We start from the raw sequence: 23,690 nt of genomic DNA, 5'->3' as shown, positions 1-23,690 counted from the left end.
CACATTTGGTTTTGCGGTGTGGCTTAGATGCGCAACCCGCCATCCATCTCCAGAATCCGCCCGGTGTAATAGTCGTTCTCGAAGATATACGCCGCCGAGTGCGCAATCTCTTCCGGCTTGCCCATGCGCTTGAGCGGAATCCCCGAGGTCATCTTCTCCAGCGCTTCCGGTTTCATGCCCAGGGTCATCTCGGTTTCGATGAAGCCCGGTGCAATCCCCGCTACACGAATGCCATAACGCGCCAGTTCCTTGGCCCAAGTCACGGTCGCCGCAGCAACACCGGCCTTGGCCGCCGAATAGTTGGTCTGGCCAACGTTGCCCGCACGCGAGATCGACGAGATGTTGATGATCGCGCCGCTGTTCTTCAGCTCGACCATTTTTGCCGCCACCTCACGGGTGCAGAGGAACACGCCGGTCAGGTTGACGTCGATCACTGCCTGCCACTGTGCCAGGCTCATCTTGGTCATCTCGCCGTCCTTGACCTTGAGCAGCAAGCCATCACGGAGGATCCCGGCGTTGTTGATCAGGCCATGAATGGCACCGAAGTCGGCGGCAACCTGAGCGACCATGTGCTCGACCTGCTCTTCATTGGCGACGTTGCACAGATAGCTGCGCGCCTCGACGCCCTTGGCCTTGCAAGCCGCGACCGCGTCGTCGAGTTTTTCCTGATTGAGGTCGACCAGCGCCAGCTTCGCGCCTTTGCCGGCGAAATACTCGGCCATCGAGCGGCCCAAACCCTGGCAACCGCCAGTGATAATGATTACTTTGTCGTTGAGTTGCATTCGCATGCCCCGATAGCAGGTCTGAGTGGTTTTTGTTTTCAGCGACTCCCGATCTGCACCGGCCGTGGCTGGGTTGCACATGAGAATTGCCCGCCGGCTGACCGGGACTTGATACCCGGCGCCTGTCCGTTTTTTCGACGGATTCTATTTAAGGAGTCATAAATTGAGCGTTGAAGTGGCGAAGAATGCCCGAGAATTGCTTCTCAAGGAATACCGTGGAGTGCTGTCGACCCACTCCAAATCGATGCCCGGTTTTCCCTTTGGCTCCGTGGTGCCTTACTGCCTGGACGAGCAGGGCCGGCCGCTGATCCTGATCAGCCGTATTGCCCAGCACACCCACAACCTGCAAAAAGACCCGAAATGCTCGATGTTGGTGGGCGAACGTGAGGCCGATGACGTGCAAGCCGTTGGTCGCCTGACCTATCTGGCCGAGGCGCAAAAGCTCGAAGACACGGCCCGCATTGAAGCGGCGGCCGAGCGTTATTACCGCTATTTCCCTGACTCGCAGAACTATCACAAGGCCCACGACTTCGATTTCTGGGTACTGAGCCCGGTGCGTCATCGCTACATCGGCGGTTTTGGCGCGATTCACTGGGTCGATCAACTGACCTTGGCCAATCCGTTCGCTGGCAAGGCTGAAATCAGCATGGTCGAGCACATGAACGCCGACCACGGCAAAGCCATCGCGCACTACGTCGACCTCGCCGGTCTGCCGAAAAGCGTGCCGGCGCAACTGGCCGGGATCGACAGCGAAGGCATGCACCTGCGCATCGGTCAGGCGCTGTACTGGTTGCCGTTTCAAGCCCCTTGTCATACGCCGACACAAGTGCGCGAAGCCTTGGTTTCATTGGCTCACGCACAGGTCTGGCCAAAAAATGCAGTGGTCGACGCTTGAATTCACGAAAGGGCGACGTCATCTAAGGCTTACTGCAAGGCATTTCTTGCGTTGAGGAAACTTTGATGCGCCCTTTTCTGTTGCTCTTTCTGCTGTTTCCAGTGCTGGAGCTGTTCGTATTCGTCAAAGTGGCAGGTTCCATCGGGTTTTTCCCGGCCCTGCTGCTGATCATTCTCGGCTCGATGTTCGGCGTGTTCGTGCTGCGCGTCGCCGGTCTGGCTACGGCCCTGCGTGCCCGTGAAAGCCTGAACCGTGGCGAACTGCCTGCGCAAACCATGCTTGAAGGGCTGATGCTGGCATTGGCCGGTGGCCTGTTGATCCTGCCTGGCTTCATCAGCGATGTAGTCGGTCTGGTCATGCTGCTGCCGTTCACGCGTCGTCTGCTGGCGAATAAAATGCGCCAGCGCGCCGAAGAGCAGGCCATGCGTCAGCGTGCGTTCGCCGACGACCTGCAACCCCGTGGCGGTCCTGCACCGCGCCAGCCGCTCGGCCGTGAGGGTGATGTGATCGAAGGCGAGTTCGAACACCGCGACTCCAAGTAACATCTGCATCGACACGGCACCTTCGGGTGCCGTGTTCGTTTATGGGCTGCTTTTGTGCAACATATCGGTGAAAAATTTTTCGCCTCGCCCTTGTAATAAGCTTATGCGCCCTTATGTATCGGTCACCGAAAGGTTTCTGGCATTTGAGCCAGTCAGACTTCCGCGGCTCGCTTGACGATCCGCAACCGGCGCAGGCCGGATTTGTTAAACCCGCCGGGAATACACCGGCCGATGAAAACCACAATTAGGAGAGATCGACAATGAAGCTTCGTCCTCTGCATGACCGCGTCGTAATCCGTCGCAGCGAAGAAGAAAAGAAAACCGCTGGCGGTATCGTCCTGCCAGGTTCGGCTGCTGAAAAAGCCAACCACGGTGTGATTCTCGCTGTAGGCCCGGGCAAAGCTCTGGAAAACGGCGAAGTGCGCGCACTGTCCGTTAAAGAAGGCGACAAGGTTGTGTTCGGTCCTTACTCCGGCAGCAACACTGTGAAAGTCGACGGCGAAGACCTGCTGGTAATGAGCGAGAACGAAATCCTCGCTGTTATCGAAGGCTGATACCCCCGTTCATTTTCCCGCTACTACAAAGTATTCAAGGAATATCGATCATGGCTGCTAAAGAAGTTCTGTTTGGCGATTCCGCCCGTAAAAAAATGCTCAAGGGCGTCAACGTCCTGGCTGACGCAGTAAAAGCGACCCTGGGCCCGAAAGGCCGTAACGTGATCATCGAGAAGAGCTTCGGCGCTCCGACCATCACCAAGGACGGCGTTTCCGTCGCCAAAGAAATCGAACTCGAAGACCGTTTCGAAAACATGGGCGCGCAGCTGGTCAAAGACGTTGCCTCCCGTGCCAACGATGACGCTGGTGACGGTACTACCACCGCTACCGTTCTGGCTCAGTCGATCGTCAACGAAGGCCTGAAAGCCGTCGCTGCCGGCATGAACCCGATGGACCTGAAGCGCGGTATCGACAAAGCGACCATCGCTATCGTCAAAGAGCTGAAGAACCTGTCCAAGCCTTGCGCTGACACCAAGGCCATCGCTCAGGTCGGCACCATCTCGGCCAACTCCGACAGCTCCATCGGCGACATCATTGCCGAAGCCATGGAAAAAGTCGGTAAAGAAGGCGTGATCACCGTTGAAGAAGGCACTGGCCTGGAAAACGAACTGTCGGTTGTTGAAGGCATGCAGTTCGACCGTGGCTACCTGTCCCCGTACTTCGTCAACAAGCCAGAGACCATGGTTGCCGAGCTGGACAGCCCGCTGATCCTGCTGGTCGACAAAAAGATCTCGAACATCCGCGAAATGCTGCCAGTGCTGGAAGCCGTTGCCAAAGCCGGCCGCCCACTGCTGATCGTTTCCGAAGACGTTGAAGGCGAAGCCCTGGCGACTCTGGTTGTGAACAACATGCGTGGCATCGTTAAAGTCGCAGCCGTCAAGGCGCCAGGCTTCGGCGACCGTCGCAAGGCCATGCTGCAGGACATCGCTGTTCTGACCGGCGGTACCGTTATCTCCGAAGAGATCGGCCTGAGCCTGGAAGCCGCTACCCTGGAAAACCTCGGTAGCGCCAAGCGCGTGACCATCTCCAAGGAAAACACCATCATCGTTGACGGTGCTGGCGTAGAAGCTGATATCCAGGCGCGTATCACTCAGATCCGTGCCCAGGCAGCTGAAACTTCCTCGGACTACGATCGTGAAAAACTGCAAGAGCGTCTGGCCAAGCTGTCCGGCGGCGTTGCAGTGATCAAGGTTGGCGCTGGTTCCGAAGTTGAAATGAAAGAGAAGAAAGCCCGCGTTGAAGACGCCCTGCACGCAACCCGCGCAGCCGTTGAAGAAGGCGTGGTACCTGGCGGTGGCGTTGCGCTGATCCGTGCTCTGCAAACCCTGGTTGACCTGAAAGGCGACAACGCTGATCAGGACGTCGGTATCGCTGTTCTGCGCCGCGCTGTTGAAGCTCCGCTGCGTCAGATCGCTGCCAACAGCGGCGACGAGCCAAGCGTTGTAGTCAACGAAGTCAAGAACGGCAAGGGTAACTTCGGTTACAACGCTGCGACTGGCGAGTACGGCGACATGATCGAAATGGGCATCCTGGACCCAACCAAGGTGACTCGTTCCGCTCTGCAAGCTGCATCGTCGATCGGCGGTCTGATCCTGACCACCGAAGCCGCTGTAGCTGACGCGCCGAAGAAAGACGGCGCTGCTGGCGGCGGTATGCCAGACATGGGCGGCATGGGTGGCATGGGCGGCATGATGTAAGCCAGCCTTACCCCTGTAACGCAAAACCCCGCTGGCGAAAGTCAGCGGGGTTTTTTATTGCCCAAATATCAGCGTCACCCCCAAACCCCTGTGGGAGCGAGCCTGCTCGCGAAGGGGGCGGATCAGCCAGCATTAATGTTGAATGACACAGCGCATTCGCGAGCAGGCTCGCTCCCACAATGGGATCTATATTCAGGCGCTGATGGGGTGTGCCTTGACCACGGCCTCGGCCTTCACCGCCGGGCGATACAGCACCCAGTAATACGACCCCAGACAAATCAGCCAGCAGAAAATCGCCGTCCACACGTTGTGCGAGAAGAAGTGTGCGCCCTGCATCATCCGGCTGATCGAGAACACCGAACCCAATGCAAAGGCAAAGATAAACGCCTGTCTGGCCAGACGCGGACGGCGATCACGCAGGACAAAGAACAACGCAAACAAAGTAAACCCCGTCGCCGCATGACCACCCGGCCAGCAACGCCCGGGCTTGTCGGTCTGTGGGCGATGCTCCATCAACTTGCTATAGGTTTCATGGCCACCGAATTGCTCCAGGCTCCACGGGCATTGCACCGCAGTCACGGCTTTGACCGGAGTGACAAACGAGGTCGCCAGGCCCAGCGACAGCACCAGACAGCCCAGCTCACGCTTGAACGGTTTTAGTCTGTCGAGGAAAAACGCGCCGATGAAGCCCAGGATGGCAAACACCGAGAACGCGATCACTACCTGCTTGGCGCGATCGTGAAGGATGTCTTCAAGAAAAAAACTGTGCCGCCCGATAAAGTCGCCGGCAACCGGGTCGTAGAACAGGCGGGCCAGATACATGTCCAGCTCGGTCAATTCGAGCAGTACCAGAATGACCGCCGCGACGGCGGGTATTCCCAGACACAACCAGAAATTCAGTGGCCTGGAAACGGGACGGGCAGAAGTCGACGCCATGGGCAATTCCTTGGTCGGTAAGTATGTTCTGAGGAGCGCAACCGCGCGGAGTCTGCGCGTGCGGGCGTCGCCGATTTGTTAACCGAAAGTGAAAAAAACGTTGGCGTGCGCAATGAGCATTTTTATCGCTAAACAACCCGACACACGCCTAGCCCTGAGCCACACTTGGCCGTAAGCTGCGCGGGCCAAGTAGGCCGTTACCCCGTACGGAGGAGGTGCCCATGCGAATTCTGTTGGTCGAAGACAACCGCGACATCCTGGCCAATCTGGCCGATTATCTGGGCCTCAAAGGCTATACCGTCGATTGCGCCCAGGACGGTTTGTCGGGCCTGCATCTGGCCGCCACCGAGCATTACGACCTGATCGTGCTCGACATCATGTTGCCGGGCATCGACGGCTACACCCTGTGCAAGCGCCTGCGTGAAGATGCCCGCCGCGACACGCCGGTGATCATGCTCACTGCTCGTGATCAGCTCGACGATCGTCTGCAGGGTTTCAAGTCCGGGGCTGATGATTATCTGATCAAGCCATTTGCCTTGTCCGAGCTGGCTGCGCGGGTCGAAGCGGTGATGCGCCGTGCGCAGGGTGGTGGCCGTCGGGCGCTGCAGGTCGCCGATCTGAGCTACGACCTCGACACGCTGGAAGTGACCCGCGACGGTAAATTGCTCAAGCTCAACCCGGTCGGCCTCAAGTTGCTGGCGGTGTTGATGCAGAAGAGCCCGCACGTCCTGCGTCGGGAAATTCTCGAAGAAGCGCTGTGGGGCGATGATTGCCCGGACAGCGACAGCCTGCGCAGTCACGTTCACCAATTGCGTCAGGTGATCGACAAACCGTTCACCAAACCATTGCTGCACACCGTGCACGGCGTGGGTTACCGGCTGGCCGATGTGTAATGGAGTTTAAGCAAAGCCTTTCCCAGCGGATCATCATCGCCTTCGCCTTGATGAGCGCCCTGGTCGCCGGTGCCTTTGCCATGGGCATCGTCGCGACCGTGCACCTTGTCGAAGAAAAGCTGATTTCGGCGGGGCTGGGCGGTGATTTGCAGCGTCTGCTACTGATGGACAACGTCTCGGACTGGAGCCACCGTCCGGAGCCGGATCAGTTGTTCTATTTCAGCGGCGGACCGGGCGATTTCGAGTTGCCCAAGGATCTGCGCCACCTCGATTCAGGTTTCCATGAAGTGTTTCGCGAGCAGCTGTCGTATCACGCGATGGTCGAAATCGTCGACGGTCGACGTTACGTATTGCTGCAGGATCAAAGCGATTTCGAAGAGCGTGAGCGTGTCCTGTTTGCCGTGGTGCTGGTGGGGTTCGTGCTCAGCCTGGCTCTGGCGGTGTTCCTTGGCTGGGTGCTCGCGCGCAAGGTGATGGCGCCGGTGGTGCGCTTGGCCCGGCAGGTGCGCCACCGCGACCAGTTACTTGGGCTGGCACCACCGCTGGCACCGGATTATGCGGCTGACGAAGTGGGTGAGCTGGCGGTGGCCTTCGATGCCACATTGGGGCGCCTGCGTCAGGCGCTGACACGCGAGCGTTTGTTCACCAGCGACGTCAGCCATGAATTGCGCACGCCGCTGATGGTGCTGGCCAGTTCCTGCGAGCTGCTGCTGGAAAACCCGGGGATCGACCAGCGTGGTCGCTCCCAGGTCGAGCGTATTGCTCGCGCCAGTGAGGAAATGCGCGAGTTGGTGCAAACCTTCCTGATGCTGGCGCGCGCCCAGCATGAAGATGCCGGCATGGCACTTCAGCAAAACCTCTCACAAGTCGCCGAAAATCTGTTGTGTCTGTGGCGCGGGCCGATCGAGAGCAAGGGCTTGAAACTGGTCTTCGAACCGGGCAGTCCATCAGACATTCGCTACAACGCGACCCTGTTGAGTGCCGTGATGGGCAACCTGTTGCGCAACGCGCTGCATTACACCGAAAAAGGCTTCATTCGCCTGACACTAACTGCCAACGGCTTCGCGGTCGAAGACTCCGGCGTCGGCATCCCGGAAGAAAAGCGCGAAGCCATGTTCGAGCCTTTCGTGCGTGGCAGCGAAAAGCGCGGCGAAGGGCTGGGGCTGGGGTTGTCGCTGGTGCAGCGGATCTGCGAGAACCAGGGCTGGACCGTCAGTCTGAGCACGATGGAACCGAATGGCTGCCGCTTCGAAGTGGATCTTGGCAAAATCTGACGCAGGGGGTGGCGCAAGGCTACTCCCTCTAACCTGTCTGAATCCTGTATAACGCTGTAATAATTTGTCTGTTTACCTGACATTTTTTTCACAAATGGATGACCTGACGCTGACACGCCGCTCCCTAAGGTGGTGCCATCAGCAATTCAGGAGTCCTGGTGATGGCCGGCCCGATCAAACTCGATTTTTCCGAGAAGTACGACGATCAGCACGCGCAGAAATATCTGCGCAAGCACAAGGAAAGCCTTGGACGTCGGCTCTCTCACTGGCGTGATGAACAACTGGCTCGCAAGGCGCTGGCGCTGGTCGGCGAACCGGGGCTGGTGCTGGATCTGCCTTGCGGTGCAGGGCGGTTCTGGCCATTGCTGGGCGAAAAGGCCAACCGGGTGATCATCGGCGCGGACAATTCCGAGTCGATGATCACGACGGCCATGCAAGCGCAACCGGCCGATGTGGTGAAACGGGTACAACCCTTGCACACATCTGCGTTCGACATTGCCTTGCCGGATAACGCCGTCGACAGCATCTTCTGCATGCGTCTGCTTCATCACATCGGTGAAGCCGAGCACCGCCGGGCGATTCTGCGCGAGTTCGAGCGTGTCACCCGGGACAGTGTGATTGTTTCGCTGTGGGTCGACGGCAATTTCAAGGCCTGGAAACGCCAGCGTGCCGAGCGCAACCGTGACAAACGCGAGTATCAGAATCGCTTTGTGTTACCGGCCGCTACGGTCGAAAAGGAGTTCGAGGAGGCAGGTTTTCGAATTCAGGAACAACTGGACTTTATTCCGCTCTATGCCATGTGGCGAGTTTACGTATTACGCAAGAGGTAACAGGATGGCAGTGCAATTGGCAGCAGAAACGGAAGTCGCTTCGCAAGATCGCTTTGACTATTACTGGAACCAGCGCGGCGAGTGGGTAGAAGAACCCAATGTTCGACGCGGTGGCGAAAGCGGTGTGCAAAGGGTCGTGGGGCGCGATGGACAACTGCTGTACGCCAAGCGTCAGACCGGACATATCTACCGCAGCTGGTTGCATCCGTTCGGCCGTCCGACCGTATTGCGCGAACTCGACGCACTGACCGGCGTGAGCAAGCTCGGTGTGCGCGTGCCGGAAATCGTTTTCTGCGGCGCCCAGCCTGATCCGCAGCACAAATGGCGTGCACTGCTGGTCACCAAATCGCTGGACGGTTTCCAGGAACTGGAACATTGGCTGGCGGCGGCCGGCGGTCGCGATCAGTGTGGCGACGGGGTGTATGAGCGTGTGCTCAAGGACCTCGCCGAGAACCTGGCGCGCATGCACAAGGGCCGTTGGCAGCACAGCTGCATCTACATCAAACACGTGTTTGTGCGGGTGACCGGTGAAGGCGAGTCGGCCAAGGTCGAGGTCGCTTTGATCGATCTGGAGAAATGCCGCCAGCGTCTGACCGCCTATCGCGCTGCCTCCCATGACATGAAGCAATTGCGCCGCCACTCGTCGTTCCGCGACGCGGACTGGAAGAAACTCGTCTACTTTTATGAGACGGCGTTTGGCAGCGCTATCAAAGGTTTATAGCGATGAAACTAGAAATTGCACGAGGTTTGTTTTTGGTTGGAGCCTTGGCAGTTGCGTCATTGGCGGTGGCTGCCTGGGAGCAGCCCCGCATGCAGGTGGTTGGCGCGTCCGTAGACGACGCCCACTGCGCAGTCCCACGGGTGGCGAAAGCCTCCGTGGCGACCCAACCCGATCATGATCTGTTGTTGTTCATGTTCGGACTCTCTCAAGGGATGAGGCCGCAAAGTTGAAACGATTGAAGCCCACATAAAAGGCCTCGCAGATGCGAGGCCTTTTTTTATGCCAGGAATTCGGGTCTGGCCCCCTGTGGGAGCGAGCCTGCTCGCGAAAGCGGTCTGTCAGTTAATACTTATGGTGTCTGACACACCGCCTTCGCGAGCAGGCTCGCTCCCACAGGGTTATGCGGTTGGCTTGGGATCGGGTTTCGCCAGCAGGGTGTAAACACACGGCAGCACAAACAGGGTAAACAACGTGCCGATCGACATCCCCGTGGCAATCACCATGCCGATATCAAAGCGGCTGACCGCACCGGCACCCGTGGCGAGAATCAGCGGCACCATGCCAAACACCATCGCCGCCGTGGTCATCAGCACCGGCCGCAAGCGAATCGCCGCCGCTTCCTCAACGGCTTCACGCGCCGTCAGGCCTTTGTCCTTGCGCAACTGGTTAGCGAACTCGACGATCAGGATCCCGTGCTTGCTGATCAGACCGATCAGCGTCACCAGCCCGACCTGGGTGTAGATGTTCATGCTCGACCAGCCAAGGAACAACGGAATCAGCGCCCCGCAGATCGACAACGGCACCGTCACCAGAATCACCAGCGGATCGCGGAAGCTCTCGAACTGCGCCGCCAGCACCAGAAAGATAATCGCCAGCGCCAGTGCGAAGGTTACCCACAACGCGCTGCCTTCCTGCACAAACTGGCGTGAGGCGCCGCCATAGTCGAAAGCAAACCCGGCCGGTGCTTCTTCGCGGGCAATCTGCAATACGGTGTCGATGGCTTCGCCCATGCTCACCAACGGGAAACCGGAAATCTTCGCGGCGTTAAGTTGCTGGAACTGATTGAGCTGGCGCGGTCGTGCGCGGTCGCTGACCTTGATCAGCGTCGACAGCGGCAATAACTCGCCCTGAGTGTTTTTCACGTAGTAGTTGTTCAGCCAGTCCGGGTTATCGCGATACGGCCGTTCGACCTGAGCAATCACTTTGTAGCTGCGCCCATCAATGGTGAAGCGGTTGATTTCCGCCTCGCCCAGCAGCGTTGCCAGCGTGCTGCCCAGATCGAGCATCGACACGCCCATCTGCGCCGCTTTGGCGCGGTCGATATCGACCACCACCTCGGGTTTGTCGAACGCCAGATCAAGATCGACGAAGGCGAACTTGCCCGACTCCATCGCACGTTTCTTGATCCGCTCAGCCACTTGCAGCAGCAGTTCATAGTCGTTGGCGGTGTTGACCACGAACTCGAACGGCAAGCCTTCACCGGTGCCGGGCAGGGAGGGCAGGTTGAAGCCGAAAATCTGCAGGCCCGGTATGCCTTCCAGTTTGCCTTGCACCTCCGGGAGGATCTGCATTTGCGTGCGGCTGCGCTCGTTCCACGGCTTGAGCAGGAAGCCGCCGATCCCCGCCTGCACACCGTTGTAGCCGTTGATCTGGAACGAGAAGTAGTACTCCGGGAATTCCTTGAAGATCTTGATGAATTCGTCGGTGTAGGTGCTCAGGTAATCAAGGTTGGTCGGCTGCGGCGCAGTGGCCATCATGAAAATGATGCCTTGGTCTTCATCCGGGGCCAGTTCCGATTTGGTGAACTTGAGGAACACCGGGATCAGGCACAACACGATCACCGCGAACACCAGCACCACCGGCCGCGTGTTCAGCGTGCCGTGCAGCATGCTCTGATAGCGGCGCTTGAGACCTTCGAAGATACGGTCGAGCCGATGTGCCAGGCCGCTGGGGTTTTCCTCATGGCGCAGCAAAAATGCGCACATCATCGGCGACAGGGTCAGGGCGACGATCCCGGAAATTACCACGGCGCCAGCGAGGGTCAGCGCAAACTCCTTGAACAGCGCCCCGGTCAGCCCGGTGAGGAAACCGATCGGCGCGTACACCGCCGCCAGGGTGATGGTCATCGAGACCACCGGCATGGCGATTTCCCGTGCGCCTTCCAGCGCCGCATCAAACGGCGTTTTGCCTTCCTCGATGTGCCGGTGGATGTTCTCCACCACGACAATCGCATCGTCCACCACCAGACCGATGGCCAGCACCATCGCCAGCAGCGTCAGCAGATTCATCGAGTAGCCCATCATCTGCATGAAGAACATCACGCCGATCATCGACAGCGGAATGGTCACCACCGGGATCACCACCGAACGCAGGGCGCCGAGGAACAGAAACACCACGACAATCACGATCAGCACCGCTTCGAACAGGGTTTTCACCACTTCATCGATCGAAGCCTGAATGAACAATGTGGCGTCGTAGGCGATTTCGCTTTTCAGGTTCGGCGGTAGCTGTGCTTCCAGCTCGGGCATCAGCTTGCGCACTTCCTTGATCACATCCAGCGGGTTGGCGCCGGGTGTGGCTTTGATGCCGATGTACACCGACGGCGTGCCGCCGAACGAGCTGATCGAGTCGTAGTTTTCCGCACCCATTTCCACCCGCGCGACATCGCTGAGCAGCACGCGGCTGTCACCACTGACCTTGAGCGGAATCGCCGCAAAGGCTTCAGCGGATTTCAGTTCGGTGTTGGCGTTGATGCTGGTGACCACGTACTCGCCTTTCACTTCGCCGGCGGCGGAGAGGAAGTTGTACTGGCGCACCGCATTGGTCACGTCGGCGGCGCTGAGGCCGAAACCGGCGAGTTTCACCGGGTCGAGCCACAGGCGCATGGCGAACACCTGATTGCCGAGAATCTCCGCCTCGGCCATGCCCGGCAGGGTTGCCAGTTTTGGCTGGATCACCCGGGACAGGTAATCGGTGATCTGCGGGTTGCTCAAGTCCTTGCTGAAGAAGCTGATGTACATCAGCGCCGAGGCGTCGGCCGATTCCTTGCTCAGCACCGGGTCTTCGGCGTCCTGCGGCAATTTGTTTTTCACCTCGTTGGCCTTGGCCAGCAACTCGGTGAACAAACGGTCGGTGTTGGAGCCGATGCGTGCGTAGATCGAGATCACCGAGAAGTTCTGCCGACTGACCGAGGTCATGTAGTCGATGCCCTCGGCGCTGGCCAGACTCTGCTGCATCGGCTGGGTGATGTAACCCTGAATGGTTTCGGCGTTGGCCCCGGGGTAGGCGGTGGTCACCGTGATCAGGGCGTTTTCCATTTGCGGGTATTGGCGCAGCGGCAACTTGCTCCAGGCCTGAAAGCCGAGCAACACAATCAACAGGCTGACCACGGTGGCGAGCACCGGGCGGCGGATGAACGGATCAGTAAAAGCCATGGGGATTCCTTGATCAGTCGGCGCGGGGCGGACTGTTCTGCTCGCCGAGGGTCTTGTCGTCGCTGATGGCAATGTGGGCGCCGTTGTCCAGTTTGATCTGGCCGGCCGTCACCACTTGTTCGCCGCTCTGCACGCCCTTGTTGATCATCACCAGGCCACCGCGGCGTTCACCGGTTTCGATGAAGCGGCGTTCGGCGATCAGCACCGGTTGGCCCTTGTCATCCTTTTCGACGCTGCCGTCCTCGGCTTTCTTCTGCCCGACCACGTAGATCGAGTTGCCGTAGAGGGTGTAGGTGATCGCGCTTTCCGGCACGACGATATGTTTCTGCGGGTCGGGCAGCAGCACTTCAAGGCTGGTGAACATGCCCGGCAGCAGTTTGCCGTCGGGGTTGGCCAGGGTGGCTCGAATCAGAATGTTGCGCGTGGTGCTTTCGACGATCGGGTTGATCGCGCTGATCTTGCCGGCGAAGTTTTGCCCGGGGTAAGCGGAGACCGAGATTTGCACCGGTTGACCGATGGCCAGTTTCGGCACCGATTGCTCGGGCAGATAGAAGTCGGCGTAGAGACTGCTCAGGTCCTGCAGCGTGGCGATTTTACTGCCGCTGGCGAGGTAGTCGCCGACGTCGACCTGACGGATGCCGATGGTGCCGCTGAACGGCGCGAGGATGCGTTTTTTTGCCAGCGAGGCGTTGAGCTGATTGACCGTGGCCTTGTTCTTTTGCAGAACGGCGGAGAGGCGGTCGTACTCGCCTTTGGAGATCGCGCGGCTGTCGACCAGTTGCGCGCCACGGCCGAAGTCCAGTTGCGCCAGACCCAGATCGGCTTTGGCGGTTTCCAGCAATGCGGTTTCGACGGCGCTGTCGAGTTGCAGTAGCGGTTGCCCGGCCTTGACCTTCTGTCCGGATTCGAACTTGAGTTCGGTGACGGTGCCGGCGACTTCCAGGCTCAGCTCGACGCCTTGCAGCGCCTTGAGCGTGCCGACGGTGGGCAGGCGCAGCTGCCACGGTTGCTCGGTGGCGTTGGCCACGGCGACGCTGATCGGCGGTTTCGGCTTGGAAAAGCCCTGGATCATCGTGTAGATCGAAAAGGCTTTGTACCCGCCCAGCACCAGGACGATCAGCAAAACAACACCCAACATGATCAGCATGCGGCGACGCAGCATATTTCCAGTTCCTTGGATAAATCAGGTGAGACAGGCGGGCACATTACTCCGAGTGGAGGGGGGATTCCAACTGGCAGTTCTTACAGGGGGGCGCAAAAAGATCGCAGCCTGCGGCAGCTCCTACAGGGGAGTGCATTCCAATGTAGGAGCTGCCGCAGGCTGCGATCTTTTAAGGCTGTTTTACGCCATCAACTGAAGATGGTTGTCCCAGAGCCCCGCCGGCAATTCCAGCGGCTTGGCCAGCAGTTCATCCTGACGGCAATCGTAGTACCGGCAACGTCCTTGCCCGGAGGTCACGACAAAACCGTCCTTCACCGCACCGACACCAGCGCAATCAGGCAATGGTGCATCGAGGCGCACTTCGCCGCTGTCCAGATCCCAGATAAAGAAGCGGTTGCCACGCGGCGCCGTCAGGGCGACCAGACGCAAGTCGCTGTGCACGGCAACGCTGGCGGTGTAATGCCCCATCGACTGCAACTGATGCTCCGGCACCGGGAAGGCCACGAACGGCTGACCCGGACGCTTGATCGCCAACAGTTCCGAACGCTCATGCGAGGCGCCCATGAATTGCTGACCGGCAACGATGGTGCCATCGCTGGCGATGCCCAGATGGCGCACGCTGTTCATCTGCTGGGCGAGGGTTTCCTTGCTCAACAACGTACCGTCGCGCTGCATCAGCACCAGACTTGGCTCCATGGCGTTGAGGTTCATGTCGACGCGGCTTTCCGCCTCGGTACGAATCCCGCCATTGGCCACCACCAGCGTCTCGCCGTCGGGCATCCACGACACTTGATGCGGGCCGAGGCCGTGGGTAGAAATCTCGCCGGTGTGCAGCAGCCGCGCGCCTTCGAACTTGTACACGCCGAGCAAACCACGGCCGGGATCGGTGGTGTCGTTCTCGGTGGCGTACAGGTACTCGCCGTCCTTGTGCACCACGGCGTGGCCGTAGAAGTGCCGGTTCGGCTGCGACGTCACCGTCTGCAGCAACTTACCGTCGCGCAGGTCGATCAGGTAGCTTTCGGTGCCCGGGCGACGTGCGACAAACAGCGCAATCGGCTGCGTCGGGTGATTGATGATGTCGTGGCAACGCTGGCCGACTTCGGTGGCGAACACCCGCGTGCCATCCAGACGATAGCCGACGGCGTAGTGCTTGCCGTCGGTGTCGTCGCGCGCCGACAGCAACAGCGGGCTCTGATCCTTGCGTTTGAACAGCGTCCAGCCGCCCAGCGTCACTGCTCCCAGCAGTGCACTACCTAAAGTCAGAACCTGACGTCGCAGCATGGCACTTGCCCTCATCAGTCACCGTCGTTGGCGTTGAAGCCCAGTTGAATGCCCAGCGCCTTGGCCAGTTCGCCTTCGTGCAGGCGATGGACGACGTTGAGGCTGTCGTAGATGTCGTTGAGTTGCTGACGACCGGCGTCGTCTTCGAGCATTTCGCCGAGCGAGCGCTGGGTGCTGTCGAACAGTTTCAGCGACGCGGCATAAGCGGCATCGATCTTGTCGGCCAGTGGCTTTTGCTCAGCGGGCAACAGACCGCGCAGGCCTTTGTTGTCGACGCCTTCCCACACGGTTTTGGCAGCGGCGAGGCTGGCTTCCAGCGCGGTCAGGGACGACTGGCTGCGCCATGCGTCGGCCTGGAACGGCTGTGGCACGCCTTTGCTCTGGCGGCCCATTGGCGTGCCGAGTTTTTTCTTCAGGGTGTCCAGTGCGGTGACTTGCACACGCAGCAGATCGGCGATCGCTTCGTGGGAGTCGGCGTAACGCTGGTTAGGGAACTTGCTCATCTGCGCGAGCATGCCGTCGGTGTTGTTCCAGCCCTGCAGAATCTCTTCCGCCAGTTGCTTCTGACGCTCGCCGATGGCGATCAACAGTGGGCAATACTTGGCTTTCTGCTCGGCGTTGGCGACGTCAGGCTTGGCATCGAACAGGATGTATTCGTAAGCCGACAGGCCTTGCACGACCACGCTCGATTTGGCCAGCGCGGCTGCATCGATCTGCGGCTGCGCGACTACCAACTGCTCGACCTGACGGCCGACGAGGTTCTTCTTGTCCGGCCAGAACTGCACCTGCCACGAGCGGTTGCCCTCGGCCAGCGGGCCGATCAGCAGCGGTTGCAGCTCGGCCCAGGCTTTCTGCGCGTGGAGGAAGTCGGCGCGGGCGGTCTCCAGGGTTTCTTTGCCCTGGCAGTAGGCGAGGGCACTGACCGCCAGTTGCTTGTCGGCTTCGACCCAACGGGTGTAGGTCGGCAGGATCACCGATTTGGCGATGGCCGCCGAGGTGACCGCTTGCGGATCCTGCGGCGAGCAGGCGCCGAGGGCGAGCGCAGCAAGGCTGGTGAACAGTAGCTTGGGACGGAACATGTCGGGCTCCCGATTCTTTATCAGTGTTTAAAGTGAGTTCAGAAACGCCAGCAACGCAGCGCGCTGCTCGGCATTGAAAGACAAAACCTGTTGCTGTGCGGCTTGCGCTTCGCCGCCGTGCCAGAGCACCGCTTCGAGCAGATTGCGCGCACGGCCATCATGCAAAAACTGGGTGTGGCCACTGACCGCTTGCGTCAGGCCGATTCCCCACAACGGCGGCGTGCGCCAGTCGCGGCCGGAGGCCTGGAATTCCGTGCGGTTGTCGGCCAGGCCGTCGCCCATATCGTGCAGCAGCAGATCGCTGTACGGGCGAATCACTTGATTGGCCAGTTCAGGTTCGGCGGCGTTGGCGGCGGTGGTGTATTTCGGCGTGTGGCAGGAATCGCAGCCGGCCTGGAAAAACAGGTTCTTGCCGGCGATGACGTCGGCATCGTTAACGCCACGACGTGCCGGCACAGCGAGGTTGCGGCTGTAGAACAACACCAGACGCAGGATGTTGTCGCTGACTTCCGGCTCGCCGTCCGGGCCATTACCGATTGGCGCTTGTTTGCAGGCGGTTTGCGCGTCGGTGCAGTCATCGAAGGGACGCAGGCTGGTCGTGAGGCCCATATCACCAGAAAACGCATGAACATTTTGTTGATTGAGGTTCGGTTGTCCGGCTTTCCAGCCAAATCTGCCCATGACGGTTTTTTGCAACGCGTCATCCCAGACCTGATTGGGGCGGCCATTGATGCCTTTGTTGTCTTTGGCTTGCGCGGCGGCGTTGGCGAGGATCGCCTCTTCGGGGATCGCTTCGAGCAGGCCCAGACCAATCATCGGCGGCGCGACGCGTGCGGAAAAACGCGTGTCCGGGTGCATCGGGCCGTAGCCCAGTTGCGTGATCTGCAAGACAGGTTTGCGCAATTCGACTTCGGTGCCGTCCTTGAAACGAATCGGCACTGGCGTGTAGTCAACGCGGACTTTGCCTTCCGGTACGACACCGGGCACCGCCATGTCCTGGAACTGGCCGCCATAGACCGGCTCCGGCACCACGCCGACTTGCTCGATGACTTTGGCGAATTCCGGCGTGTTGGGAATCGACAGGCGCACGAGCATTGACACCGCGTTAGGCGCATCCGGTGGCGGCGGATGACCGCGACCGTCCTTGATGTGGCAGCCCTGACAGGCGTTGGTGTTGAACAACGGGCCGAGACCATCGCGGGCGGTGGTGGTCGACGGCGCAATCACCCAAGGGCTGCGGAAGAAGCTGTTGCCGACGCTGAAATCCACCCGCCGCGACGGCGGCAGGTTGGCCGAGGGCAGGGAGAATGCATTCTGATCGGTCTTGCGCACGGTCGCCGCACCGCCCGAACGTGCTTCACCAGGCTCGGCCTTGGTGAAGCGCGGGGCGTCATCGCAGGCACTCAGGCCCAGGGCCAGCAACAGTGCGGACAAGCGAAGAGGCAGCGAGGGCATCAGACATCCTGCGGACGGGCGAAAACAAAGGCGCAAAGTCTAACAGGGCGAGGGGGTTTGAATAAGAGGAATTATCGTTTGCTTGATATGGCGCAAGCCTTGAACCCCATGGAAACCCTGTGGGAGCGAGCCTGCTCGCGAAAGCGGTGTCCGACGCGCTGAAAATGTGGCGGCCGATATAGCCTTCGCGAGCAGGCTCGCTCCCACAGGGATGGGTGGCGCACTTGATATTGGATACACCCTGAAGCAGGGGGTTGTGTTTGGCAGGCATGAAAAAGGCGACCCGAAGGTCGCCTTTTTTGACGCAGACGCGGTTGATCAGAACTCGTGATCAGCGTTGTCCGGGTTCAGGTCGCTGATGCCCAGTTTGCCGGCAGCGGCTTCAATCGAACCGGTCTGCTTGACCAGCGAGGCGATGGCGTCGCGAACGATCTGGTTGCCAGCGGTGTTGCCGGCAGCGATCAGCTGGTCGTAGTGCTCACCCTTGTTGGCGTGATCAACCATGACCTGGATCTTCGCTTCGGTAGCGGCCAGATCGGCTTTCAGTGCGGTGTCGGCAGCCGGATCAGCCTTGGCCACCAGCGACGACAGGCTGGCGCCGGTCATTTTGGTGCCGTCAACACGGGTGTACTCGCCCAGGTAAACGTTACGAATGCCTTTGGCATCGTAGAAGTGCGAGTTGTGCGTGTTGTCGCTGAAGCAATCCTGCTCGTCTTCAGGGGAGTTGGCTTCGAGGGAAACCTTCATGCGCTCGCCCGCCAGTTCGCCCAAGGACAGGCTGCCCATGCCGAAGAGCATTTTGCGCAGACCGGTTTCGCCCGGCTCGGCTTCCAGGGTGGCGCGATAGTTGTCAGCCACGTTCGGCTTCCAGTTGCCGACCATTTCTTCGAGGTCGCTGACCAGCAGTTGGGTCACGGACTTCAGGTAGGCACGACGACGATCATTGTGACCGCCGGTAGCGCCGGCGCCTTCCAGGTAGTCGGAGGCAGGACGGTTGCCAGCGCCAGGGCCGGTGCCGTTCAGATCCTGGCCCCAGAGCAGGAATTCGATGGCGTGGTAGCCGGTGGCGACGTTGGCTTCGGAACCGCCCAGCTCGTTGAGGCTGGCGAGTTTTTCCGGGGTGATGTCTTTGACGTCGACCTTGTCTTCGCCGACCTGAACTTCGGTGTTGGCGATGATGTTGGCGGTGGCACCCGGGTTACCCAGTGCGTGCTCGTAGGATTTGTCGACGTAGTCGATCAGACCTTCGTCCAGCGGCCAGGCGTTAACCTGACCTTCCCAATCGTCGATGATGGTGTTGCCGAAGCGGAACACTTCACTCTGCAGGTACGGAACGCGCGCGGCGACCCAAGCAGCCTTGGCGGCTTTCAGGGTGTCGGCGTTCGGCTTGGCGAGGAAGGCGTCGACGGCGGTCTGCAGGGTTTTCGCGGTGGATTCGGCATCGCTGTAGACGGCGAAGACCATGTCGGCATAGTGCGCGACCACAGCCTTGGCGGCGGCTTCGTCGACTTTACCGGCAGCGGCAGGCGCAGCCGCTGGAGCGGTGGTGCTGGCGGCTGGCGTCGGTGCGGCCGGAGCGGCAGCCTTGTCTTTGCCTTCGCCGCAACCGGCGAGGGAAATAGCGATGGCCAGCAGACTGGCGGTAGCCAGAGGCATACGAATCATGGCGAACATCCTGCTTCGATAGTTGAGTGGACTCGCGCTGGGGGTGCGCAAAACTGCGACATAATGCAAATCTTTCGCATTATGTGTAAAGGGTTGTGGCTGGAAATATTTCTTATTTACGCAGATCAAAAGATCGCAGCCTGCGGCAGCTCCTACAGGGGGAACGCATTCCAAATGTAGGAGCTGCCGCAGGCTGCGATCTTTTGATCTTTTAGAGAATGGCCGCATTAGTGCGTTGCGCCTGCTTGAGATAAGCGCCCAGCTCGCGCGCCGGCAACGGCTTGCTGTAGTGATAGCCCTGACCTTCGTGGCAGCCTTCGGAAATGATGTAGCTTTCCTGTTCGGCGGTTTCCACGCCCTCGGCGATCACCTGCATGCCGAGGCTCTTGCCCAGTTGAATGATCGCGCGAACGATGGTCGCATCGTCGTCGTCATCGAGCAGATCCTGCACGAAGCTCTTGTCGATCTTGATCTTGTCCAGCGGCAGGCTTTTCAGATAACTCAGCGATGAATAGCCAGTGCCGAAGTCGTCGATGGCGATCAGTGCGCCGGAACGACGCAGACTCAGCAAGTGCTGGGCGGCGGTGCTGATGTCTTCCATCAGGCCGGTTTCGGTGACTTCCAGTTCCAGGCTGCGCGGTGGCAGGCGGTACATCTGCAGCAGGTTATTGACCACGCGCGGTAGCTCGGCGTGGTGCAGTTGCACGGTGGACAGATTGACCGCCATGCGCAGGTCGGCGAAACCCTGATCGTGCCATTCGCGCAATTGCTTGCAGGCCTGATCGAGTACCCATTCGCCGATGGCGATGATCGTGCCGTTCTGCTCGGCCAGCGGAATGAACAGGTCCGGCGGCACCAGACCGTGTTCCGGATGCTGCCAGCGAATCAACGCCTCGACGCCGACCACGCGGTGATCGCGGTAGCTGATCTGCGGTTGATAGACGAGATAGAACTGATCGCGCAGCAAGGCATCGCGCAGGTCTTTTTCCAGTTCGCGGCGGCGACGCATCTCGCTGTCGACGCTGGCGATGTAGAACTGATAGCGGTTGCGCGAGCGGGTCTTGGCCAGTGTCATGGTCTGCTCGGCCTTCTGCAACAGCTTCTCGGTGCTGTCGCCGTCCTCCGGGAACAGAGTGATGCCGATGGTCGCGCGCAGGCGGATTTCCTGATGGTCGAGGGCAAACGCCGCTTCCAGGTCATCGAGGATGCTTTGCGCAAGTTCCGCTGCTTCATAAGGCTGTTCGATGTCGGCCTGTACCAGGGCGAACTGATCGCCACCCAGGCGGGCGAGGGCGCCTAAGCGGCCGCTGTGGGCACGCAGGCGGTCGGCCAGGGCCAGCAACAATTGATCGCCGGTCTGGTAGCTGAACTGCTCGTTGATGCCTTTGAAATCATCCAGCCCCACGCACAACACCGCGACCCGCCGTTGCAGCTTGCCGGCGTCGACCAGAATCTTGTCCAGTTGCTGCTGCAATTGCTGGCGATTCGGCAGGCCGGTGAGGAAGTCGTATTGGGCCATGCGCAGCAGGCTGTTTTCCGCTTCGTGGCGCAGGTGAGTGTTGCGTTCGATTGACTCGAGTAACTGGTTGGCGGTGCTGATCCAGATGCCCAGTTCGTTTTTTTCGTGGCCCTTGAGCTGCGGAATCTTGTGCTCGCTGGGGCGATCCGGATTGATCTCGGTGAGGTGCTCGATGATCCGCGACAGCGGCTTGGTCAGCAGCCAGTGATAGACCAGATACAGCACCAGCCCCATGGCCAGTGCGCGCAGAACCCCGGAAATGAAGATGATCACCGAGCTGACGATAAACCCTTCGCCATAAGTGGCGGTGTCGAGGGTGATACTCAAATCGCCGTAATACTCGCTGTACGGCCCACGCCCCACCAGTTGCGTGGTGAAGGTGCGCTCCTGGCCGAGGATCAGGTCGGTCAGCCAGCGGCTGTTGGACTGCTGCAGGTCGCGGGATTTCTGCGCGAGCATGGCTTCGTTGGGATGGCCGATGGAGGCCTGACGCACGGCATCGTCCTGGAACAGGCCTTCGATCACCTGCATGCCCATCTCCCGGTCCAGGCTGTAAACGGCCTGGGTCGACGGGTCGCGGAACATGTCGAGGATGCGTTCGGCGTCGCCAGCAACCGCCTGACGGGTTTTGTAGGCATCGAAAACAATCTGCGCGCAGCTCAAGACTACGCCGACGATCAATGCCGACAGGAGCACGACCCGGAGCAACTTCACCGACAAGCTGTTCTTGAGTTCCAGCTTCAAAGGGTTATTCCTTGTTCCGTGCGGGTAGCGTCAAGTTGCCATGAGTATTGGCAATCCCGTGTTGGCAGTCAAAGGGACAATCAGACCGGGGTTGATTTGCCCGTGGTCTCGCCCGAAATGCTGCGTTTTGGAGTATTAGCCCTATTTGTACTGTGTCGGTAGTTTCGGCTCTCAACTTGAGCGGTTCGCAGCATTTTTTCGTCTTTTTGATGGTAGCCCGCTGTGGCATTGCGGCAAGCAGCCTGAGCTTACTGTCTTTGATCGTTCCCACGCTCCGCGTGGGAATGCCTCTAGGGACGCTCTGCGTCCAGTGACGCGGAGCGTCACGGGCTTCATGCCCACGCGGAGCGTGGGAACGATCATCGTCCGGGGTTTTGTCCGGGCAAAAAAAACCCGGCCGAAGCCGGGTTTTTTGACTGGCGCGCAGCTTAAGCGGTGAAGGTTTTGCCTTCGAACTGCTCAGCAACGAACTTCCAGTTGACCAGGTTCCAGAACGCTTCGACATACTTCGGACGAACGTTGCGGTAGTCGATGTAGTAAGCGTGTTCCCAGACGTCGCAGGTCAGCAGCGGGGTGTCGCCGCTGGTCAGCGGGTTGCCGGCGCCGATGGTGCTGGCCAGGGCCAGGGAACCGTCAGCCTTTTTCACCAGCCAGCCCCAGCCGGAACCGAAGGTGCCGATCGAGGTTTTGCTGAACTCTTCCTTGAACTTGTCGAACGAACCGAAGGCTGCGTTGATGGCTTCAGCCAGCGCGCCGGTTGGTTGACCGCCGGCGTTTGGCGCCAGGCAGTTCCAGTAGAAGGTGTGGTTCCAGACCTGAGCGGCGTTGTTGAAGATACCGCCCGAGGAAGTCTTGACGATTTCTTCCAGGGTCTTGCCTTCGAACTCGGTGCCTGGCACCAGGTTGTTCAGGTTCACGACATAGGTATTGTGGTGCTTGTCGTGGTGGTATTCCAGGGTTTCCTTGGAAATGTGCGGCTGCAGGGCATCGTGTGCGTAAGGCAGCGGCGGCAATTCGAAAGCCATGATGATTCTCCTAATCAGGTCTGTTGCGGTGAGCGCAAGGCCGATCACGGGCGGCCAGAAATGCACCGGCGAGTTTTTACTCTTTGCGGCGCAGGGTTTCGATCATAGCACCGGGGTTGCGCCATAACCACGCAACAACTGTGTGGGATAGAGGTTCCAGAGCCGTTTGGAATAAATCAGCTGGCGAAAATTAATTGCCCAGCCACGGTAAACATCATCAGCGCCACCACCAGATCGAGAATCCGCCAGGTACTCGGACGTGCCAGCCACGGCGCCAGCCATGCCGCACCCAGCGCAAGCGTGAAAAACCACAACAGCGAAGCACTCGCAGCACCAACCACATAAGCCCCCGGTACCGATTGCTGCGCACCGAGCGAGCCGATCAACAACACCGTATCCAGATAAACATGCGGGTTGAGCAGCGTCACCGCCAACGCACTGAGCATCACCGCCCGCAACGAGCGCACCGTCTGGTTTTCGCCTTGACCCATGCTCTGTTTCGAACAGGCCCGGCGCAGCGCCTGGCTGCCGTACCAGATCAGAAACGTCGCGCCGCCCCAACGGGCAATGGCCAGCAATGTTGGGTTCTGCGCCAGAATCGTCGCCAGCCCGAATACCCCGGCGGCGACCAGCAGCGCATCGCAGACCACGCACAATGCCGCCACCGGCAGATGATGTTCACGCCGCAGGCTTTGCGCCAATACAAAAGCGTTCTGCGTACCAATCGCCATGATCAGTCCGAACGCCACCAGCAGGCCGTTCACATAGCTTTGCCACATAAGATTTACTCCGCGTTGGCTGCGAGATCGCGCAGCACTTGCATGGCGCGTTCGGCGTCGGTCTGGCCGACAAACAAATGGTCGTGGTAATAACCGGCGATTACGTTGCAACTGATCCCGGCCTGGCCCAATGCCGTGGCGAAGGCGGCGGTGAGGCCAACGGCTTCCAGTGCCGAATGCACGTTGAGGGTGATCCACGCGGCGACATAGTCGAAGCTCAAACCAGCCTGTTCGGCGTGGGAACGTTCAAGAATCACCGTCAAACCTTCCTGTTCGCGGAAGCTGCCGACAATCTCCAGACCGCTTGGAAGCATTCCGTCGCGCAGGGTGCAGAACACGTATTCGCCGGCGTTGAGTTGCGGGCTCATGCTGCGCAATAAAGTCGAGAGAGAAGTTTCGCCAGCCATGGAAGTGTTCCTTGAT

At 59.7% G+C, this 23,690-nt stretch carries 21 protein-coding genes; 9 read left to right on the top strand and 12 right to left on the bottom strand.

Annotated elements, in window-relative coordinates:
* Nucleotides 1–23: 23 nt before the first annotated feature.
* A complete protein-coding gene (locus HU718_RS24325; RefSeq protein ID WP_053123391.1) occupies nucleotides 24–782 on the bottom strand; it encodes an SDR family oxidoreductase in 759 nt (252 codons plus the stop codon).
* A 163-nt stretch (nucleotides 783–945) separates the two neighbouring features.
* On the opposite strand from HU718_RS24325, the gene HU718_RS24320 reads away from it, so the two are divergent.
* The 4 genes from HU718_RS24320 to groL all read left to right on the top strand — a co-directional run bounded on the left by HU718_RS24320 (nucleotide 946) and on the right by groL (nucleotide 4,470).
* The gene (locus tag HU718_RS24320; protein WP_186615385.1) at nucleotides 946–1,677 is read left to right on the top strand and encodes a HugZ family pyridoxamine 5'-phosphate oxidase; all 732 of its coding nucleotides are present in this window, start codon (nucleotides 946–948) and stop codon (nucleotides 1,675–1,677) included.
* A gap of 65 nt (nucleotides 1,678–1,742) precedes the next feature.
* On the top strand, nucleotides 1,743–2,219 hold the full coding sequence (locus HU718_RS24315) for an FxsA family protein (protein ID WP_102901046.1): 477 nt from the start codon (nucleotides 1,743–1,745) through the stop codon (nucleotides 2,217–2,219).
* Between the two features lie 260 nt (nucleotides 2,220–2,479).
* Entirely contained in the window at nucleotides 2,480–2,773 is a 294-nt protein-coding gene (locus HU718_RS24310) for a co-chaperone GroES (RefSeq protein WP_007916610.1), read from the top strand.
* A 50-nt stretch (nucleotides 2,774–2,823) separates the two neighbouring features.
* Nucleotides 2,824–4,470 carry a chaperonin GroEL gene (gene groL / locus HU718_RS24305; RefSeq protein ID WP_007916609.1) on the top strand — a complete coding sequence of 549 codons (1,647 nt, stop codon included), beginning with the start codon at nucleotides 2,824–2,826 and terminating at the stop codon, nucleotides 4,468–4,470.
* 192 nt (nucleotides 4,471–4,662) lie between these two features.
* Here the strand turns inward: groL and HU718_RS24300 are convergent, their stop codons facing one another.
* A complete protein-coding gene (locus HU718_RS24300) occupies nucleotides 4,663–5,406 on the bottom strand; it encodes a phosphatase PAP2 family protein (protein ID WP_150706935.1) in 744 nt (247 codons plus the stop codon).
* A 221-nt stretch (nucleotides 5,407–5,627) separates the two neighbouring features.
* Between HU718_RS24300 and colR the strand changes: the two genes are divergently transcribed.
* The 5 genes from colR to HU718_RS24275 all read left to right on the top strand — a co-directional run bounded on the left by colR (nucleotide 5,628) and on the right by HU718_RS24275 (nucleotide 9,354).
* A complete protein-coding gene (gene colR, locus HU718_RS24295) occupies nucleotides 5,628–6,299 on the top strand; it encodes a two-component system response regulator ColR (RefSeq protein WP_095123294.1) in 672 nt (223 codons plus the stop codon).
* A complete protein-coding gene (locus HU718_RS24290; RefSeq protein WP_150729711.1) occupies nucleotides 6,299–7,573 on the top strand; it encodes a sensor histidine kinase in 1,275 nt (424 codons plus the stop codon). Before colR ends, HU718_RS24290 begins: the two co-directional genes overlap by 1 nt.
* 161 nt (nucleotides 7,574–7,734) lie before the next feature.
* The gene (locus tag HU718_RS24285) at nucleotides 7,735–8,403 is read left to right on the top strand and encodes a class I SAM-dependent methyltransferase (protein ID WP_150729712.1); all 669 of its coding nucleotides are present in this window, start codon (nucleotides 7,735–7,737) and stop codon (nucleotides 8,401–8,403) included.
* A 4-nt stretch (nucleotides 8,404–8,407) separates the two neighbouring features.
* Nucleotides 8,408–9,124, top strand: a complete 717-nt coding sequence (locus HU718_RS24280) for a lipopolysaccharide kinase InaA family protein (protein WP_150729713.1) — start codon at nucleotides 8,408–8,410, stop codon at nucleotides 9,122–9,124.
* A gap of 2 nt (nucleotides 9,125–9,126) precedes the next feature.
* Nucleotides 9,127–9,354, top strand: a complete 228-nt coding sequence (locus HU718_RS24275; RefSeq protein WP_038369054.1) for a hypothetical protein — start codon at nucleotides 9,127–9,129, stop codon at nucleotides 9,352–9,354.
* Nucleotides 9,355–9,522: 168 nt separating this feature from the next.
* Here HU718_RS24275 and HU718_RS24270 read toward each other — a convergent pair whose 3' ends face one another.
* From HU718_RS24270 to HU718_RS24225, 10 genes are all read right to left on the bottom strand, one after another.
* Nucleotides 9,523–12,558, bottom strand: a complete 3,036-nt coding sequence (locus HU718_RS24270; protein WP_186615387.1) for a multidrug efflux RND transporter permease subunit — start codon at nucleotides 12,556–12,558, stop codon at nucleotides 9,523–9,525.
* Nucleotides 12,559–12,571: 13 nt separating this feature from the next.
* Nucleotides 12,572–13,720: an efflux RND transporter periplasmic adaptor subunit gene (locus tag HU718_RS24265; protein ID WP_186615389.1), complete on the bottom strand. Its 1,149-nt coding sequence runs from the start codon at nucleotides 13,718–13,720 to the stop codon at nucleotides 12,572–12,574.
* 180 nt (nucleotides 13,721–13,900) lie between these two features.
* Nucleotides 13,901–15,001 (bottom strand): DUF1513 domain-containing protein, encoded by a 1,101-nt coding sequence (locus HU718_RS24260; RefSeq protein WP_186615391.1) that lies wholly within the window; start codon nucleotides 14,999–15,001, stop codon nucleotides 13,901–13,903.
* 14 nt (nucleotides 15,002–15,015) lie between these two features.
* Nucleotides 15,016–16,080 carry an imelysin family protein gene (locus HU718_RS24255; protein ID WP_175553337.1) on the bottom strand — a complete coding sequence of 355 codons (1,065 nt, stop codon included), beginning with the start codon at nucleotides 16,078–16,080 and terminating at the stop codon, nucleotides 15,016–15,018.
* Nucleotides 16,081–16,107: 27 nt separating this feature from the next.
* On the bottom strand, nucleotides 16,108–17,535 hold the full coding sequence (locus HU718_RS24250; protein WP_186615393.1) for a di-heme oxidoreductase family protein: 1,428 nt from the start codon (nucleotides 17,533–17,535) through the stop codon (nucleotides 16,108–16,110).
* Between the two features lie 318 nt (nucleotides 17,536–17,853).
* Complete coding sequence (locus tag HU718_RS24245) at nucleotides 17,854–19,200, bottom strand: imelysin family protein (protein WP_007918935.1); 1,347 nt, start codon at nucleotides 19,198–19,200, stop codon at nucleotides 17,854–17,856.
* Between the two features lie 211 nt (nucleotides 19,201–19,411).
* Entirely contained in the window at nucleotides 19,412–21,463 is a 2,052-nt protein-coding gene (locus tag HU718_RS24240) for a putative bifunctional diguanylate cyclase/phosphodiesterase (RefSeq protein ID WP_102901059.1), read from the bottom strand.
* A 428-nt stretch (nucleotides 21,464–21,891) separates the two neighbouring features.
* A complete protein-coding gene (locus tag HU718_RS24235; RefSeq protein WP_007918933.1) occupies nucleotides 21,892–22,488 on the bottom strand; it encodes a superoxide dismutase in 597 nt (198 codons plus the stop codon).
* 176 nt (nucleotides 22,489–22,664) lie between these two features.
* Complete coding sequence (locus HU718_RS24230; RefSeq protein WP_150794580.1) at nucleotides 22,665–23,267, bottom strand: LysE/ArgO family amino acid transporter; 603 nt, start codon at nucleotides 23,265–23,267, stop codon at nucleotides 22,665–22,667.
* 5 nt (nucleotides 23,268–23,272) lie between these two features.
* Nucleotides 23,273–23,674: an ACT domain-containing protein gene (locus tag HU718_RS24225; protein ID WP_186615395.1), complete on the bottom strand. Its 402-nt coding sequence runs from the start codon at nucleotides 23,672–23,674 to the stop codon at nucleotides 23,273–23,275.
* Between the last annotated feature and the right edge of the window lie 16 nt (nucleotides 23,675–23,690).

It is taken from the genome of Pseudomonas tensinigenes, from assembly GCF_014268445.2.
Classification (GTDB): Bacteria; Pseudomonadota; Gammaproteobacteria; order Pseudomonadales; family Pseudomonadaceae; genus Aquipseudomonas; species Aquipseudomonas tensinigenes.
Note: the sequence above shows the minus strand (reverse complement) of the source record. Positions and strands in the feature narration are given on the sequence as shown.